We start from the raw sequence: 16,417 nt of genomic DNA on the forward strand, positions 1-16,417 counted from the left end.
AACAGAACCACACGTTCCAGGACCACTACATCGAAGTGGACTTCGACCTGTCGGACGTGATGTTCGTGGCGACGTCGAACTCGCTGAACATCCCGGCGCCGCTGCTGGACCGGATGGAAGTGATTCGCCTGTCGGGTTACACGGAAGATGAAAAGGTCAACATCTCCCAGCGTTACCTGCTACCCAAGCAGATCAAGAACAACGGTCTGAAGGCGGGCGAGATCGAGGTGGCCGAAGGCGCGCTGCGCGACATCATCCGCTACTACACGCGGGAAGCTGGTGTGCGTTCGCTGGAGCGCGAGGTCTCGAAAATCTGCCGCAAGGTCGTCAAGCAGCTGCTGCTGAAGAAGGAAGGCCATACGTCCGTGAAGGTCGATTCGGACAACCTGGACAAGTTCCTCGGCGTGCGCCGCTTTGACTTCGGCCTGGCTGGCAAGGAAGACCAGGTGGGCCAGGTGACCGGCCTGGCGTGGACGGAAGTGGGCGGCGATCTGCTGACCATCGAAGCCGCGCAGATGCCGGGCAAGGGCAACATCACCCGCACTGGTTCGCTGGGCGACGTGATGAAGGAATCGGTCGAGGCTGCGCGTTCAGTGGTGCGTTCGCGCTCCGCTCGCCTGGGCGTCAAGGATGAGATGTTCGAGAAGCGCGACATCCACATCCACGTGCCCGAAGGTGCGACGCCCAAGGACGGCCCGTCTGCGGGTATTGCCATGACGACGGCGCTGGTGTCGGTGCTGACCGGCATCCCGGTGCGGGCGGATGTGGCGATGACCGGCGAGATCACGCTGCGTGGCGAGGTGCTGCCGATCGGCGGCCTGAAGGAAAAGCTGCTGGCCGCACACCGCGGTGGCATCAAGCTGGTGCTGATCCCGGAAGAGAACGTCAAGGACCTGGCGGAGATTCCGGACAACGTGAAGAACAGCATCGAGATCCAGCCGGTGCGCTGGATCGACAAGGTGCTGGAACTCGCGCTGGTGCGCAAGCCCGAGCCGCTGCCGGAAGAGGAAGCCAAGCCGGCGCCCGAAGCCGCCAAGACTGACGACGGCAAGGCGCAGGAGATGGTGCATCACTGATGCCGCTTCGCGCGTAGTCTGACGAGGGCCCGACACTGTTCGGGCCCTTTTTCTTTGGGTCGAACACGATGCATTTCCCGCCCTCACGGCGCTGGGTTCTCCGCCTTGACACGTCGATAGGCGGCCACTTTAATGAAAGCGACCTAGCGGGCGAACGGGGAGGCGGTGCGATGAACAAGACAGACCTCATCGACCATGTGGCGGCGCAGACCGACATGTCGAAAGCGGCGGCCGGGCGCGCCATTGACGCGCTGATCGGCGGGATCAAGGATGCACTGTGTGATGGCGGATCGGTCACGCTGGTCGGCTTTGGCACCTTCCTGGTCGGCAAGCGTTCTTCGCGGGCTGGGCGCAACCCGCGCACCGGTGCCACCATCAAGATCGAAGGCGGCAAGGTCGCGAAATTCAAACCTGGTAAAGCGCTCAAGGATGCGCTAAACTAGCGGGCTTTGGTGCTTGCTGCTTCGGGTGACAACGAACGCAGGCGCCGGACAGTCCGGCTTTCGCCGGCAGTACGAACGGGTGCTTAGCTCAGTTGGTAGAGCAGCGCCCTTACAAGGCGCGGGTCGGGAGTTCGAGCCTCTCAGCACCCACCATCGTTCGTATTGCCGCCCGATACGTCGTGCAGTCCGACCCAATCTGGAGCGGTAGTTCAGTCGGTTAGAATACCGGCCTGTCACGCCGGGGGTCGCGGGTTCGAGTCCCGTCCACTCCGCCAAATCAAAACCCGCTGCTTGCAGCGGGTTTTTCTTTTTGTCTTTCCCATTTGCTTCTGGCTTTAAAGCGGCGTGTTTTCCTGTGCTGAATGACCTGCGCGCGCGTTAATCAGCTTCGCGGCTGATGCCATTGAAGTAACGGACGAGTAGGGTCCCGGCCACCGCGAGGCTCATGGCGTTGGCCGCCCAGAAACCGGCTGCGCCACGCAGGGCGGCAGCGAATTCTCCCAGGTGGCCGAAGCCGAGCAGGTAGCCGCCACCAAGCCCCACGCCCCACAGCGATAGCGCATAGATGACCGTCGGGATCAGCGCGATCTTGTAGGCGCGCAGGATGAACGCTGCCATGACCTGCAGCGCATCGAACATCTGATACGCCGCGATGAATGGCAGCAGCGGCACGGCAATTGCCAACACGGTGGCATCGCGCGTGTAGAGCCGCGCCAGGTCATGCCGCAACAACAGCACGGCCGCAGCGACGATCACCGCGCAGGCTGCCGCGAACTTGATGCCGTTCCAAGCCATGCGCCGCGCGGCAAGTCGGTCACGCGCACCGATGGATTGCGCCACCAGCGTCGACGTGGCAATCGACAGCGACAGCGGCACCATGTAGGCCACCGCCCCCAGGTTGGCAGCGATCTGATGGCCGGCCAGCACGACCGTGCCCATGCGTGCAATGAAGATCGCCATCAGCGTGAACGAGGTGATCTCGATCAGATAGGTCAGCCCCATCGGCACGCCCAGGCGCAGCAATGCCCATAGTCGGGCAGGGTTGGGTGGGGAGAACCGCGTGAAGAGTCGGAACGGGCGATACGCAGGATTGCGCGTCAGGACCAGCACGCCGGCGATGCACCACACCCAGCTGATGATCATCGATGCGAGGGCGCACCCCGGGCCGCCCATCGCCGGCAGGCCGAGGCCGCCATACAGGAACAGCGCGTTGAGCGGGAATTTCAGCGCCAGGCCGCCCAGCTGCAGCACCGTCACCATCACCGGGCGCGACAGCGCGTTGTTGAGCGCGGAATAGATGCGGAAGCCGAGCGCCGCGGGCAGGGCAAGCGCCTCGTAGCGCAAGTAGGCGGTGGCCTTGTCTGTCAGCTCGGGCGAGGCATCCGCCAGGCGCAGCAGCGGGGCGGGGAACCACAGGATCACCATGCCAAGAACTGCCAGTGCCAGTCCGAGCCACGCGGCCTGCCGGACTTCCTCGCCGATCTCGCCATGCCGTTGCGCGCCGTAGAGTTGCGCGGCGATCGGCGAGAGCGCCTGTAGCACGCCCATCAGGCTGATGTAGACCGTCACATAGATCGAGCCACCGAGCCCGATGGCGGCCAGATCGGCCGCCGAGGCACGCCCGGACATCGCCGTGTCGAGCACGCCAAAGGCGATCACCGCAAGCTGGCCGATCAATACCGGCCAGGCCAGCGCGGCGATGCGCCGGACGTCAGTCAGGAACATGCAGCTTGCGCCGGCGCGTGGTGGCCGGAGTGGGCGGCGGATGCGTGGCCTTGGCGGCCTCGGTCAGGCGGTACATGCGGAAGTGCTCGTCGCGGTCCGCGGGGCGGCGGCCTTCCCAGATCAGGTGCCATTCGTAGTTGGGCACGCTGGTCGGGGCCCCGTAGTCGTACGGATCGTGGCGCAGGAGGATGTCGCAGTTGTCTTCGGGATTGCCGAAACGGATGTGGCCGAAGTAGGCGAACGACGCGAGCTGCGCATCGCCGATGCGGATCGGCTGTACGCAGGTGTACGTCTGCGGCAGCGCGAGCGCGGCCGATTGCGCGACCTCGCGATAGGTCTTGGCGTAGTTGATGGTGGGTAGCCACAGCGTCATCATCAGCACCCACAGCAGCGTGGTGCCAGCTGCGGAGATGACCACTGCGCGCCAGATCGCCTTGGGCACGCGCGAGGTGCGCCACACCACGATCAACACCCACGCGGCCGTCACCAGCAGCGCGCAGAGCAGCGCCGTCCAGCTGAACTCGGGCCGGTAGCCCGGCAGCAGGCGGAACACGTTGCGCGCGATCTGCGGCGGGTAGCCGGTCATCTTCGCGATCCATACCAGCCACACGAAGCCGCCGAGGATGGTGAAGGCCAGCAGCGCAAACCAGTCGATCGCGCTGATGGCGCCGCGCTTGAGGGTCGGCAGGGCAAAGGTGGCCATCACGGCCATCGGCGGGATCAGCAGCAGGAAGCCATCGTCGCTCGGTTGCTGCTGCAACAGCAGCAGCGCCAGCTGCGGCACCAGGACTGCCATCGGCAGCGCGATATGCGGGGCCATGCGCATGCCGCTCCAGCTCTTCCACGCCCACGCCGCCAGCGGCCACACCGGCCAGGCGAAGAACGGCAGGTTGCGCGCGACGAAGCCCAGCGAATGGCCAGTCGGCCCTGCGTACTGGCGGCGGTCGAAGCGCGCCCATTCGCGGATGAAGGTGACGGCATCGGTCTGGTTGACGGCCAGCAGGTAGGCCATCGCCGGCCATGACCAACCCAGCACGAGCGAAACGGGTAGGGCGATCGTCAACAGCGGCTTGACGGGCAACACGCGCGTGACGCGCGCCACCACCAGTACCGACACCGTGATCGCCAGCGGCAGGATCGGCCCGCCCGCCAGCGATAGGCAGCCGATGCCGAAACCGTACGTGAGGCTGCCCTGCACGGGCCGGTCAAGCGCACGGATCAGGCCGTAGACCGTGACCGCTACGAAGGCCAGTGCGCCGACCAGCGGCGTGGTCTCATGCCCGCGCTGCGCCAGCCCCACGCAGGCGAGAAAGATCAGCAGCGCGCCGTCGGCCAGCGTACGGCCGTAGTCGCGCGAGTTCGGCTGGCCGCCGAAAACGAATTCAAACGGCTGGACTTCGGCGCGGCGGCCGAGCAGGTAGGCGCCATACCAGATGCAGGCGCAGGTGATGAAGAAGAACAGCGCCGTCGCCAGGCGCGAGGCATCGGACGAGCCCAGCCACGGACCGAACACGCGGATGAACGCGCCGCCGATCCAGAACACCAGTGGCCCGGCCTGCACGAACGGGCGGCCGACGATGTTGGGCATCAGCCAGTCCTGGCCGTTGCCGCTCGCCAGCGACCACATGGCGCCAAAGCCGGCGGCGTCTTCGTTCTTCCAGGGGTCGCGCGAGAACAGGCCCGACAGGCCGTAGATCACGCAGATGGCGAGCAGCAGCCAGCGCGGCAGGGCGCTGGTGGCGGAGGCGGTCAGGCGAACGCGCGAGACGCTGGGGGTGTTCATCAGGTGTCAGACCGTCGGGACGGCGTCACGGTTGCACTGCGGGTTGCATTGTGAAGAGGCGGGGCGGCCAAGGCGAAAAGTCCGCCACTGTGCCAAGAAACAAAAAAGGCAGCCGGAGCTGCCTTTTCGTACCAATTCGGACCAGAGAGACGGGTCATGCGCTGAGCCGTCTCCGGCGCCGGCATTACTTGGCAGTCTTGCCAACCTTGCTGCCGAACTTCTGGCGGAACTTTTCGACGCGGCCGGCCGTGTCCAGCACCTTTTGCTGGCCCGTGTAGAACGGGTGCGATTCGGACGAGACTTCGATCTTGGCCAGCGGGTATTCCTTGCCGTCCAGGGTGATCATTTCCTTGGTCTGGATCGTCGAACGCGTGATGAACTTGAAGTCGCTGGACATGTCCTGGAACACGACTTCGCGGTAATTCGGGTGAATGCCTTCTTTCATGATGGGCCCTGGGGTTGAGGTAGCCAATTCGCGGCGCGCTTCAGGTGCTCAGGTGAGATACCGCACCGTGCGACCTACCGTCGAATCACTTGCCGGGTGGAGAAACGAGGATTATGCCAGAGAAACAAGGGCTTGGGCAACGCGCGGGCACAAAAAACGGGACAGATCGGATCGCTTAAAGTGGCTCTTGAGGCGCATTTTCCAGGTGTGGACCGTGTGACCGATGCAATTGCCCCAACCGTTGTCGCCCGTGCGCAACGAGAGGCGCTTAGGCCAGTCCGTCGCCAGGCGGCATCCGATGGGCCGGATCTTGCCGATAGAACGCTTGCAGCAGCGCGTACAGCGCGGGCAGCGTTGCCTGCAGCGCCGCGGGCTCGACGAAGAAGACCTCGGACGCCACCGCAAAGAACTCCGCCGGATGCTGCGCGCCATACGGGTCCAGAAGCGACAGGATCGGATCGGCATCCCATCGGCGTTCGGGCGTGCGCTCGCAGCGGTCGGCGAAGGCATCGTATTCAGCGTAAAGGTCGTCGGCCCATTGCTCGCGATCGAGCCCGGCGTGCAGCCGCGACGAAAACGCCGGGATGCCGTCCGACTCGCCGTTGAGCATGTCGAGCTTGTGCGCGAACTCGTGGATCACGACGTTGTACGGCTGCGCATCGGGCGCCGCCAGCGGGCCGCCCAGCTTGATGTCTTGCCACGAGAGGATGACCGGCCCGTGCTCCCACGCCTCGCCGCTGGCTTCCTCGCGCACGTGGTGGACCACGCCATCTTCGTCCATCACCTCCTTGCGGATGACGAACTCGCCGGGGTAGATCACCACGGCGCGCCAACCGCGATACCACTCGACGCCGAGTTCGAGGATCGGCACGCTGGCCTGCACGGCAATGCTGACCACCATCGCATCGGTGAGCCGCAGGTCGTGGGCGGTGGTGAATTCCTTCTCGGCGATGAAGAGCGTGGCGGTTTCGCGCAGGCGGGCGAGGCTGGCGCGGGGCCAGTCGTGCAGGAAGGGCAGGCGCGCCACGGTGCGCGACCACAGCGCGTCGGAGATGGCGTAGCGGGCGAGCCGGCGCGTGCGCGCGCGGCCGGAGAACCAGCGGAAGACAGACGAAAGCATGCGCCCAGTATATCGGCGCGTGCTTCCGCCTTCGCGCTGGCGTCGCCGCTCAGGCGACCGACAACAGGCGCGCGCCGCGCTGGTTGGCGACGTACACCGCTTCCGTGCGGCTGCGCACCTTCAGGCGCCGGTACAGCGTGCTGATATGCGCCTTGGCCGTGGCCTCGGAGAAGTTCAGCATGCGGCTGATGGTCTTGACCGGGTGCCCGCGCGAGAGCAGCACCAGGATCTCGTACTGGCGCGGCGTGATGCCGAGCAGCTTGGGATCGGTCTGCGGATCGCCGGCCAGCGCCGGGTTGGGCGCACCGTCCAGGCGGGCCTCCGGCAGCAGGGCACTGGCCGGGATGTACTGGCCACCCACCAGCACCAGCTCCAGCGAAGCCGCGATCACCTCGCCCGGCGAATGCTTGAGCGTGTAGCCCGACAGGCCCATCTGCATGAGCGTGCGGATGATGTCCGGCGATTCCGACTCGGCCAGCACCACCACGTGGCGCGCGTGCGGCCGGTGCATGATCTCGCCGATGGCGGACAGTTCGTCCAGATGTGGAAGTGGCAGGCCGATGACCAGCAGGCCGGCCTCAGAGTTCGCTTCGATGGCGTCGAACATACCCTCGTCTGGCTCGACGACGGTGACGGCTGTGACGCCTTTGAGCGTCCGTAGCAGGTGCGCGATACCGGTGCGCACCAACGGATGGGCTTCGATCAAAACAGTGTTCATCGTTATTCCCGACCTGTAACCGATCTTGCGAAGAACATCCCTCGTCGCTCCGAGCAAGATACAGGCCGGAGCAGACCCCCGTTCCGAATCATTTTAGTGGCGTATCGACAAAATAACAGTTGCCACGGCATGCCTCGGGACCCCTCGTTGCGCCCTGTCAACCTCGGCATTTCCTGGGTTGGCGGGGTGTGCAATCCGCTTTTTCGCTGAGCAGCCAGGCGGGCGTACGGGTGGTTGTCGCGTCTTGGCTGTTTCAGTCGCGACACAAAAACGCCCGTTTGACGCCGGCAGCGTACCTTTCCTCAGTCGAATTTCCCGTAAAAACAAGGCCTTAATCGCCATGGCATGGATGTCGCTCAGGCCCCGACCGGGGAGGGCGAGCCATGCCAACTACAACTGCGCGACGCTGTGCTCAACGTTTGCCGTTGCGGCGGACGATCGATATGACCGGTGTGGTCGCGTGCGCGGTGGCCATGGTCATCATGGGGCCGGCGCACGCCGAAGACGGCGACATCATCGTGCAGCGCGATGTCGCGCCGCGTATCGCCTACCGAGGCGCGCCCACCGATACGTTGCCGGTGCGAACCGCCGTCAGTCCTTTTCCCACCCGTGCATTCGATCAATCCATCGGTTCGGTCTTGTCTGTGCTGTCGGACACCGAGCTCAGTGGGTCGCATGCGTCCCCTAACCATCCATCGGCGGGGGGGCGGGCGCAATCCCCCCGGAAGTGGGGGTCGCGCTGCCGTCGGGCGCCGCCATCGGTATCGGCGTGGCGACCGGGGGCGCGGCGGTGGGCGGCATCGGTGTGCAGGTGGTGCAGGCCACCGCCGGTATTGCCGCCCAGATTGGCGGTGCGCTGATGCCGCTGTCGACGGTGTCGCGCGGGGGGCAGCCGTGAGAGCCGCACTGCTCTTGCTTCTCGCGGTTGGCCTGGGCTCGAGCGGCGTGGGCGTCGCACGGGCGCAGGCCGATCCGGTGGCGGCCGTCATCGCCGACAGCGCTGGCGGCAATGCGGCGGGCCGGGTCGCCATCAACCAGGCCGCCGGAGCCGGCAACGTGCAGGCCAACCTGGTCGCGATTTCGACAGGTGACGCCGACGTGGCGTCGTCGCAACGGATCGCGCACTCGGCGGCGGGGCTGTCCGCCAGCAGCCGGCTCGCCGACCAGGCATTCGATGGGGCGAGCGGGTTGGTGTCGATCAATCAGGCCAGCGGTGCGGCCAATGCCCAGGTGAATGTCGCGGTGGTCGCACCCTCGGCTTCGGTGGCGCTCGTTTCAAACGTTTCACAAGCCCGGAACAGCCCGGGGCCAGTCAACCAGATCGAGCAGCTTGGCGACAGCGTGCTGTCGGGCGTGGCTGCGCAAGGACGTCGTCCGGAAGCCGCGCAGGCGCCGGGGGCAAGGCAAGACGCGTCGATCGCCTCGACCGCGTTGCGCAATACCTCCGGCGTGGTGCAGGTCAACCAGACGGCTGGAACGGGGAATGTCACCTCCAACGTTTTTGTGCTCCGTCCCCCGGCGGGCACTTTTTTTTAACAGCGAAAAAGGAAGGGAGATTCATATGAAAGCGAAACTGGTTGCCATCGCGGCATTGGCCATGCTGTCGGCAAGCGTTGTCCACGCGCAAGGGCGTGGCGGAGACTGGGGCCGAGACCCGGGCTCCTCGGGTGCCGTCATCACCAATGTCACCGAGATCAGCAACGATATCTACGTGCAGGGCTACGGGCTGGCGCTGGGCTTCATCCCGTTCAGTTCTGAATCGTCGGCGGTGGTCGATTCGACCCAGAGCAGCAACAACAATTCGGTGAGCTTGCCGAGCGGCGACAACAAGGCCACGGTCAATGGCCAGGCGCTGCAGGGCGCGCAAGGCGCCGTCGGGCTGAACGTGACGGCGGGCGCCGGCAACGTGCAGTCCAACGACGTTGCGCTGGCGGCGGTGGATGCCGGCAAGGTGTTCGCCTCGGCGCAGGTGTTCAACACGCAGACCGACCCGGGTGAGTCGCTGGCGATCGGCAATGCCATCAACAAGGCATCGCTGGGAGGCAGCGCATTGTCCGGGGCCAAGGGCACCATCGGCGTGAACATTGCCGCGGGCGCGGGCGAGCTGCAGGAGAACGGCATGGCCGCTTCCACCAACAGCTCGGGGCGCATCGCCAAGGCCACCGACTACAACAAGCAGTCGGCCGACAACAACTCGCTGCGCCTGAACGGCTGCGATCCGACCAACGTGGCGTCGATGTCTGGTACCGCGCTGATGAACGCCATGGGCAATATCGGCGTGAACATCGCGGCCGGTGCGGGCAACCTGCAGCACAACGGCTTGGCCATCGCCACGGCCAAGGGCGTCAACTAAGACGGTACCAACCCCTCCGGCCGCGCAGCCTGCGGCCGGGGCTGATCCCCCGGGGGGGAGGTCATGCGAGCTGCATGGAGTGTCGCGATCGGGCTGTGCCTGGCGTCGGGCTGCGCATTGCGTGCGCCGCAGGTGCCACAGGTGCCGCAAGTGCAGGCGCGCGCGCCGGAAGGCACGGTCGCATTGCGTGCCGATAGCGAGATGCCGATGAACAAGCCGGTCAGGAGCATGGCCGAGCTGCGCTATCGCAGCGTGATGCGCCAGCAGCAGGATTTCAGTTGTGGTGCAGCGGCGGTTGGCACGCTGCTGCGGTATGCGTATGGGATCGACATCGACGAGCGCCGCATCATCGCAGAGATGATGCAGGCCTCAGACCCGAAGCAGGTGGCCGAGCAGGGCTTTTCCATGCTCGACATGCGCAACTACGTGCAGACGCTCGGCTTGCGCGGACGCGGCTACCGGGTCGACCTGGCGGCGCTGCGGGATCTGGCCATTCCGGTGATCGTGCTGTTGAACCTGAACGGATACCAACATTTCGTGGTCGTGAAGCGTGCGGCCCAGGGGCGGGTGTTCATCGCCGACCCCGCGCTGGGCAACCGCATCATGCAGGAGTGGGAGTTCGCGCCTGCGTGGAACGGCCTCGTGTTCGCAATCGTCGGCGACGTGCCCGTACAAGCCGATTCCGGATTGATGCAAACCAACGCCCCCACACTGCGCGCGCGTGAGAACGCAGCCTTTGGCGGTGGGGCGCTGCCGATCCAGATGGAGTTCGGGCCCGCACGGTGGGATTTATTCTGATGAAGACATTGACATGGATTCTCCCGCTCGCCTGCGCCGGCTGGTGTGCCGGTGCGAGCGCGCGTGCGTTGCCGGACGAAGCCGCGCTGTTCCGCTCGGGCGCGCTGCCTGCGAACGCGACGGTGGTTGAGCTGGTCGCCGACGACGAGCTGGCGCAGATGCGCGGCAAATACCTGGGCGGCAACATCGTCAGCGGTTTCATGGTCGACATGGCTTCGCATTGGCGCAATGAGGCGGGGCAGGCGTCGGCCGAGGCGCGGCTGGTTGCCTCCAACCTGCGCAACGGCCTGGCGAACGTGGCAACGGATGTGCGCACGTCCGTGCAGATGGGCGCCGATGCGTTGGCTGGGAGTACACCCGGTGCCAGCGTGTCCGGCGGCACTGGTGTACAGGTCAACGGTGTCGGACAGGTGACACAGGTAGCCGGCAGCAACAATATCGCCAGCAACACCAATTCGATCTCGATGCAAACCGCGCCATTGCCTACACTGCCTTCCAACGGGCAGACGGCATCGGTTGCCGCGCAGAACGGCTTCACCGCCCAGGCGCAGGTCGGCCAGGGCGGGGTGCAGGTGGCGATCACCAGCCCGATGGGCATCGCCACGCAATCGGTGATGCCGGGCGCGGGCGCAGCGGTGGGGAGCGTGACGCAGGTGGCGCAACTGGCGGGCAATACGCAGGTCATTGCCAACCAGCTGGCGATCCAGCTGCAGTTGCAGGCGATGTCGCGGCAGCAGCTGGCACAGATCGGCGTGGCGCAGGCGCTGCAGTCGATCGCAGGGCTGCACCGCTAGCGACGGCCAGGCACGACAGACACACAAGCCAATAGAAGCAGGCGCAGGCAGGTAGTGACCGCCAACGTGATTGGCACATGATCGCGTTGCGTTGCAACCGAGGCGGTTGAGCCTCGACCTGGCTTTCCGGGGGGGAAACATGGAACACCGACGCACGGCTGTGGCGTGGGCAGTGGCATGTTGGTCGTTGCTTCCTGCAGCGGCCTGGGCGCAATCCGACGAGGCCTCGTTCGACGCGCGGCTGGCGCGGCTGTCCCGCATCATCGAGCGGCAGCAGAAGATCATCGAGGCGCTGGAGCAGCGCGTGGGCGATCTGGAGCTCGTGCGCGTGCGTGGACGCGGCGTGGGCGAGACCGGCACGCGGGCGACGCGTGCTTCCACCACACCCGCTGCAGGGCAGCCTTCCGGCGCGGTGCTCGCGCAAGCTGGCGGTAGCCCTGCCGCCACGGAAAGCACGCCCGCCGGCCGCGCCGATCCCAATGAAAAGCCCCGCATCCAGAGCAAGGACCTAGTCTTCCAGTCCGAGCACGCGCCGCTATTCGAGCGGCGTTTCACATTCGATACCGGCATCAGCTACAGCTACTACGATCGCCGCAACCTTGCGCTGTCAGGTTTCCTGGCGCTCGATGCGATCTTCCTCGGGCAGATCAACCTGGTGCAGACCAAGGCCAACGTGACCACGCTGGACGTGACCGGCCGCTACGGTTTCACCGACCGCCTGAGCGCCGATTTCACCCTGCCGACCGTCTACCGCAGCAGCACGTTCTTCAGCGGCGGCGCGGGCGGGGCATCGAGCACCGTCAGCGAGGCCGACAAGTCCTCGGCCGGCATGGGCGATGTCAGCGCGGGCCTCTACTACCAGCTCATCAAGGAGTCGGCGGACTGGCCGGACATCGTCGGCAGCTTCCGGGTGCGCGCGCCGACCGGGCGCTCACCATTCGGCATCAAGCTGATCCAGGTCGACAGCAACAACAACAACCTGATCATCGGCCAGCAACTGCCCACCGGCAATGGCGTGTGGAGCGGCACACTGGGCCTGTCGTTCCTGAAGACCTACGATCCGGTGGTGCTGTTCGCCAACGCCAGCTACACGTACTACGTGCCGCGCTCGTTTGCCGACATCTCATCCACCCAGGGCGTGGTGCAGCCGGGCAAGGTCAAGCTGGGCGACACCGTCACGGTAGGGGGCGGCCTGGCGCTGGCGCTCAACGACCGCACCGCGCTCACCATGGCCTACAGCACGGCCGTCTCCGGCAACACGCGCATCACGCCCGACGGCGGTACGGAGCAGCCGGTGGTCGGCAGCAAGACCAACGTGGGCACCATGACCTTCGGCATCAGCCACGTGTTGACCAAGAACCTGTCGATCAGCGCCACACTGGCGATGGGGCTGACACCCGATGCACCCAACTACGTCTTTACCCTGCGCTTCCCATACACTTGGTAAGCGGGCACGAGGCCAACCGGACAAAAGGGGGAGGAGCGACCGCACACCCGAGCCAGAGCGGTCGCAAGCGGTTTGAGGGGCCCGAGTTTGGGCCTCTTTTTTCGGCCGTCGCGCCACGATGAAAAGGAAAAGGGCACGGCGCACCGTGCCCCCGAGGCGCCGCCGATTGTCGATTACGAGACCGACTGCATCGGATGTTCCGCGCGGATGCCGTGCTTCTGCATCAGGCGGTACAGCGTGACGCGCGATACCGCCAGCTCGCGCGCCGTCATGCCCATGTGGAAGCCGTTGCGGGCAATGGCGGTGCGGATGGCGTCCGACTCGGCGCATTCGCGCGCCTCTTCCAGTGTCTGGCCGGAGATCGACGCATAGCCTTCCAGGTGCAGGTCGGCGGCGGAGATCTTGCGGTTGTCGGTCATCACCAGCGCGCGGCGCACGCGGTTGATGAGCTCGCGCACGTTGCCGGGCCACGGGTAATGCATCATCGCGTGCAGCGCGCACGGGGTGAAGCCGCGGATGCGGTGCGAGGCCTCGCCGGCGTGCTGCGCCAGGATGTGTTCGGCCAGCAGCACGATGTCGCTGCCGCGCTCGCGCAGCGGCGGCACCGACAGCGTCAGCACGCACAGCCGGTGAAACAGGTCGGTACGGAAGCCGCCATGGTGCTGGGCCGCTTCCAGGTCGACGTGCGTGGCCGAGATGATGCGGATGTCCAGCGGGATCGCCTGGTGTCCGCCGAGCCGCGTGATGGTGCCTTGCTGCAGGAAGCGCAGCAGACTCACTTGGCTCTCCAGCGGCAGGTCGCCGATTTCATCGAGGAAGAGGGTGCCGCCGTTGGCATGCTCGACCCAGCCGATATGGCGCTGGTGCGCGCCGGTGAAGGCGCCTTTCTCATAGCCGAACAGCTCGGACTGGATCAGGTGCGGCGGGATCGCGCCGCAGTTGATGGCGATGAACGGACCGCCCGCGCGCGACGAGGCTTCGTGGATGCCCTGCGCCGTCAGTTCCTTGCCGGTGCCGGACTCCCCGGCGATGAACGCCGGCGCGCTGTTTTGCGCCACCTTGCGGATCGCCCGGAACAGGCCCTGCATGGCTGGGCACTCGCCCAGCATGCGCGCATTGTTGGCCTTGGGCACAGGCGCTTCCTGCGCCAGCGTGGCCATGCCCCAGGCGTGCCGCAGCGAATAGGCGGTCTCTTCTGTACGCAGCGGCATCTGCACGTAGTCGACGCAGTAGTCGCGCACCAGCTGGCGCACGCGGTCATGGCCCAACATGGAGGGCGGCAGCGCAGCCACCCAGCCGACGTGCGAAGCTTGCAGGCAGCGCTCCAGCAGATCCAGCTCCGCCGTGGAGAACGCGCTGCCGAAATCGATCAGGCCGGCTTTGGGGACGCCGTCACGAATGGCACAGCCCAACTCGCGCACCGAGGTGACGCGGCGGACATGCCAGTCCGCGCCAAGCAGGGTCTCGTCGACCTCCCCCATCCCCGCACGTGACGCCACCACGACAGTTCGGCACGCACCGGTACATTCCAGCGGCTCTTCGCGCATGGTTTCCCCCGTTCGATTTTTCGTGGTTGGTTTCAACCGTGAAGCAGGCTCAGGCAGGCTTGCAGTATGGTTGCCGACTTTCACTTTTGCGATGACGTTTAAGGACGAGGGAAGCAAACGGTTGCGCGCGCCTTCCGTAATGCAAATGAACTAGCAGGATTCACGAGGCTGTCGGGGGAATCCGCTTATAAATCAAGATGTTGACGAGGCAATAAAAAAGCGCACCACTTGGGTGCGCTTTTTGCTGAAACGAGGTGGCTTAGCCGCCGCGTCGCATCATGTCGAAGAACTCGGCGTTGTTCTTGGTCGACTTGAGCTTGTCGAGCAGGAATTCCATTGCCTCGACTTCGTCCATGTCGTGGATGAACTTGCGCAGGATCCAGACCTTTTGCAGGATGTCCGGCTTGATCAGCAGTTCTTCGCGGCGCGTGCCCGACTTGTTCAGGTTGATGGCGGGGTAGACGCGCTTCTCGGCCAGGCGGCGCTCCAGGTGCACTTCCATGTTGCCGGTGCCCTTGAACTCTTCGTAGATCACGTCGTCCATGCGGCTGCCGGTTTCGATCAGGGCCGTGCCGATGATGGTGAGCGAGCCGCCTTCTTCCAGGTTGCGCGCGGCACCGAAGAAACGCTTCGGGCGCTGCAGGGCGTTGGCGTCGACACCGCCCGTGAGCACCTTGCCCGAGGTCGGCACCACGGTGTTGTAGGCGCGGGCCAGACGCGTGATCGAGTCCAACACGATCACCACGTCCTTCTTCAACTCGACCAGGCGCTTGGCCTTCTCGATGACCATCTCGGCCACCTGCACGTGGCGCACGGCCGGTTCGTCAAACGTGGAGGCCACCACTTCGCCGCGCACGGTGCGCTGCATTTCGGTCACTTCTTCCGGGCGTTCGTCGATCAGCAGCACGAACAGCTCGGCTTCCGGGTGGTTGGTCGTGATGGCATGCGCGATGTGCTGCAGCATCACGGTCTTGCCCGACTTGGGCGATGCCACCAGCAGTGCGCGCTGGCCGCGGCCGATCGGGGCGATCATGTCGATGATGCGGCCGGTGATGTTTTCTTCGGCCTTGATGTCGCGTTCGAGCGTGAGCGTGCGGTTCGGATGCAGCGGCGTCAGGTTCTCGAACATGATGCGGTTCTTGACCGCTTCAGGAGGCTGGGTGTTGACCTTGTCGACCTTCACCAGCGCGAAGTAGCGCTCGCCGTCCTTGGGCGTGCGGACTTCGCCTTCGATCGTGTCGCCGGTATGCAGGTTGAAGCGGCGGATCTGCGACGGGCTGATGTAGATGTCGTCGGTGCTGGCCAGGTACGAGGTTTCTGGCGAACGCAGAAAACCGAAGCCGTCGGGCAGCACTTCCAGCGTGCCGTCACCGAAAATCGTTTCCCCCTGTTTCGCCTTCTTTTTCAGGATGGCAAACATCAATTCTTGTTTGCGCATGCGCTGCGCGTTATCAATCTCCAGCTGCCCCGCCATTTCCAGCAATTGGGACACGTGCAGGGATTTCAGTTCTGTCAGATGCATAGACGAAAGAATGGGAAGGGCCCGAACGGGCAGCGAAACGGGAAAGCGGGGAGGGGGAAAAGTCGAGCGAACGCTCGGGGAAACAGATTCGGTGCAATCTTAGCACAACGCTGGCGGGCTTCCAGGCAGAAGATCGCCAGCGTGCACTCGGGCGGCGGGAAACAGTCCGCGCCGCCTTCGGGTGAGTCGGCTTACAGGTGGCTGTCCAGGAACGCCGTCAGTTGCGACTTCGACAGTGCGCCCACCTTCTGGGCGGCCACGGCGCCGTTCTTGAACAGGATCAGCGTCGGGATGCCGCGGATGCCGAACTTGGCCGGCACGCCCTGGTTCTCATCGACGTTGATCTTGGCGATCTGCACCTTGTCGCCGTAGTCCTTGGACACTTCGTCCAGGATCGGGGCGATCATCTTGCACGGACCGCACCATTCGGCCCAGAAATCGACCAGCACGGGTTTGTCGGACTTGAGCACGTCGGCTTCGAAGGACGCGTCGCTCACATACTTGATCTGTTCGCTCATGGCGGGAACCTCTGTTATTTCGTAAAAGCTGGCGACGGGCGCCGAACCGATACATTACACGAATACGCCGGGCGGCGTGTATTCAGCCCACTGCCGGGGCGGATGCTGCTGATATAGTACCGGCGCCC

Annotated in this window: 16 protein-coding genes and 2 tRNA genes; 10 read left to right on the forward strand and 8 right to left on the reverse strand. The window is 65.1% G+C overall.

The features are described 5' to 3' along the window. The 4 genes from QZ609_RS10340 to QZ609_RS10355 all read left to right on the forward strand — a co-directional run. Positions 1 to 1,076: S16 family serine protease (locus tag QZ609_RS10340; RefSeq protein WP_295493995.1), on the forward strand; the 1,076-nt coding region annotated here is incomplete at its 5' end. Positions 1,077 to 1,246: 170 nt separating this feature from the next. Beyond that, the gene (locus QZ609_RS10345) at positions 1,247 to 1,519 is read left to right on the forward strand and encodes an HU family DNA-binding protein (RefSeq protein ID WP_295494034.1); all 273 of its coding nucleotides are present in this window, start codon (positions 1,247 to 1,249) and stop codon (positions 1,517 to 1,519) included. Between the two features lie 77 nt (positions 1,520 to 1,596). Then, positions 1,597 to 1,672, forward strand: a tRNA-Val gene (locus tag QZ609_RS10350). Between the two features lie 45 nt (positions 1,673 to 1,717). Then, positions 1,718 to 1,794, forward strand: a tRNA-Asp gene (locus QZ609_RS10355). 103 nt (positions 1,795 to 1,897) lie between these two features. On the opposite strand, the gene QZ609_RS10360 is transcribed toward QZ609_RS10355, so the two are convergent. The 5 genes from QZ609_RS10360 to QZ609_RS10380 all read right to left on the reverse strand — a co-directional run bounded on the left by QZ609_RS10360 (position 1,898) and on the right by QZ609_RS10380 (position 7,310). After that, positions 1,898 to 3,244, reverse strand: a complete 1,347-nt coding sequence (locus QZ609_RS10360) for an MATE family efflux transporter (protein WP_295493997.1) — start codon at positions 3,242 to 3,244, stop codon at positions 1,898 to 1,900. Continuing rightward, complete coding sequence (locus tag QZ609_RS10365) at positions 3,231 to 5,027, reverse strand: glycosyltransferase family 39 protein (RefSeq protein ID WP_295493999.1); 1,797 nt, start codon at positions 5,025 to 5,027, stop codon at positions 3,231 to 3,233. Before QZ609_RS10365 ends, QZ609_RS10360 begins: the two co-directional genes overlap by 14 nt. A 184-nt stretch (positions 5,028 to 5,211) precedes the next feature. Next, entirely contained in the window at positions 5,212 to 5,472 is a 261-nt protein-coding gene (locus tag QZ609_RS10370; protein ID WP_295494001.1) for a type B 50S ribosomal protein L31, read from the reverse strand. A 268-nt stretch (positions 5,473 to 5,740) separates the two neighbouring features. Continuing rightward, positions 5,741 to 6,592: a zinc-dependent peptidase gene (locus QZ609_RS10375; RefSeq protein WP_295494002.1), complete on the reverse strand. Its 852-nt coding sequence runs from the start codon at positions 6,590 to 6,592 to the stop codon at positions 5,741 to 5,743. Between the two features lie 49 nt (positions 6,593 to 6,641). Then, positions 6,642 to 7,310 carry a response regulator transcription factor gene (locus QZ609_RS10380; RefSeq protein ID WP_295494003.1) on the reverse strand — a complete coding sequence of 223 codons (669 nt, stop codon included), beginning with the start codon at positions 7,308 to 7,310 and terminating at the stop codon, positions 6,642 to 6,644. Positions 7,311 to 8,037: 727 nt separating this feature from the next. Here QZ609_RS10380 and QZ609_RS10385 point away from each other — a divergent pair. The 6 genes from QZ609_RS10385 (at position 8,038) to QZ609_RS10410 (ending at position 12,702) form a co-directional block, all read left to right on the forward strand. After that, on the forward strand, positions 8,038 to 8,208 hold the full coding sequence (locus QZ609_RS10385; protein WP_295494004.1) for a hypothetical protein: 171 nt from the start codon (positions 8,038 to 8,040) through the stop codon (positions 8,206 to 8,208). After that, the gene (locus QZ609_RS10390; RefSeq protein ID WP_295494006.1) at positions 8,205 to 8,846 is read left to right on the forward strand and encodes a hypothetical protein; all 642 of its coding nucleotides are present in this window, start codon (positions 8,205 to 8,207) and stop codon (positions 8,844 to 8,846) included. Before QZ609_RS10385 ends, QZ609_RS10390 begins: the two co-directional genes overlap by 4 nt. A 25-nt stretch (positions 8,847 to 8,871) precedes the next feature. Next, positions 8,872 to 9,663, forward strand: coding sequence for a cell surface protein (locus QZ609_RS10395; RefSeq protein ID WP_295494008.1), 792 nt, complete (start codon positions 8,872 to 8,874; stop codon positions 9,661 to 9,663). Between the two features lie 63 nt (positions 9,664 to 9,726). Further along, positions 9,727 to 10,461, forward strand: coding sequence for a C39 family peptidase (locus tag QZ609_RS10400; protein WP_295494010.1), 735 nt, complete (start codon positions 9,727 to 9,729; stop codon positions 10,459 to 10,461). After that, positions 10,461 to 11,255 carry a hypothetical protein gene (locus QZ609_RS10405; protein WP_295494012.1) on the forward strand — a complete coding sequence of 265 codons (795 nt, stop codon included), beginning with the start codon at positions 10,461 to 10,463 and terminating at the stop codon, positions 11,253 to 11,255. The genes QZ609_RS10400 and QZ609_RS10405 overlap by 1 nt, the downstream gene beginning before the upstream one ends. Positions 11,256 to 11,394: 139 nt before the next feature. Then, positions 11,395 to 12,702 carry a transporter gene (locus QZ609_RS10410; RefSeq protein WP_295494013.1) on the forward strand — a complete coding sequence of 436 codons (1,308 nt, stop codon included), beginning with the start codon at positions 11,395 to 11,397 and terminating at the stop codon, positions 12,700 to 12,702. A gap of 173 nt (positions 12,703 to 12,875) precedes the next feature. Here the strand turns inward: QZ609_RS10410 and QZ609_RS10415 are convergent, their stop codons facing one another. From QZ609_RS10415 to trxA, 3 genes are all read right to left on the reverse strand, one after another. Next, positions 12,876 to 14,249, reverse strand: a complete 1,374-nt coding sequence (locus QZ609_RS10415) for a sigma-54 dependent transcriptional regulator (RefSeq protein WP_295494015.1) — start codon at positions 14,247 to 14,249, stop codon at positions 12,876 to 12,878. A 259-nt stretch (positions 14,250 to 14,508) separates the two neighbouring features. Beyond that, the gene (gene rho / locus QZ609_RS10420; RefSeq protein ID WP_295494017.1) at positions 14,509 to 15,771 is read right to left on the reverse strand and encodes a transcription termination factor Rho; all 1,263 of its coding nucleotides are present in this window, start codon (positions 15,769 to 15,771) and stop codon (positions 14,509 to 14,511) included. 191 nt (positions 15,772 to 15,962) lie between these two features. Continuing rightward, positions 15,963 to 16,289 carry a thioredoxin TrxA gene (gene trxA, locus QZ609_RS10425; RefSeq protein ID WP_295494019.1) on the reverse strand — a complete coding sequence of 109 codons (327 nt, stop codon included), beginning with the start codon at positions 16,287 to 16,289 and terminating at the stop codon, positions 15,963 to 15,965. Positions 16,290 to 16,417: the final 128 nt, after the last annotated feature.

The sequence above is a fragment of the uncultured Ralstonia sp. genome (assembly GCA_913056305.1).
Classification (GTDB): domain Bacteria; phylum Pseudomonadota; class Gammaproteobacteria; order Burkholderiales; family Burkholderiaceae; genus Ralstonia.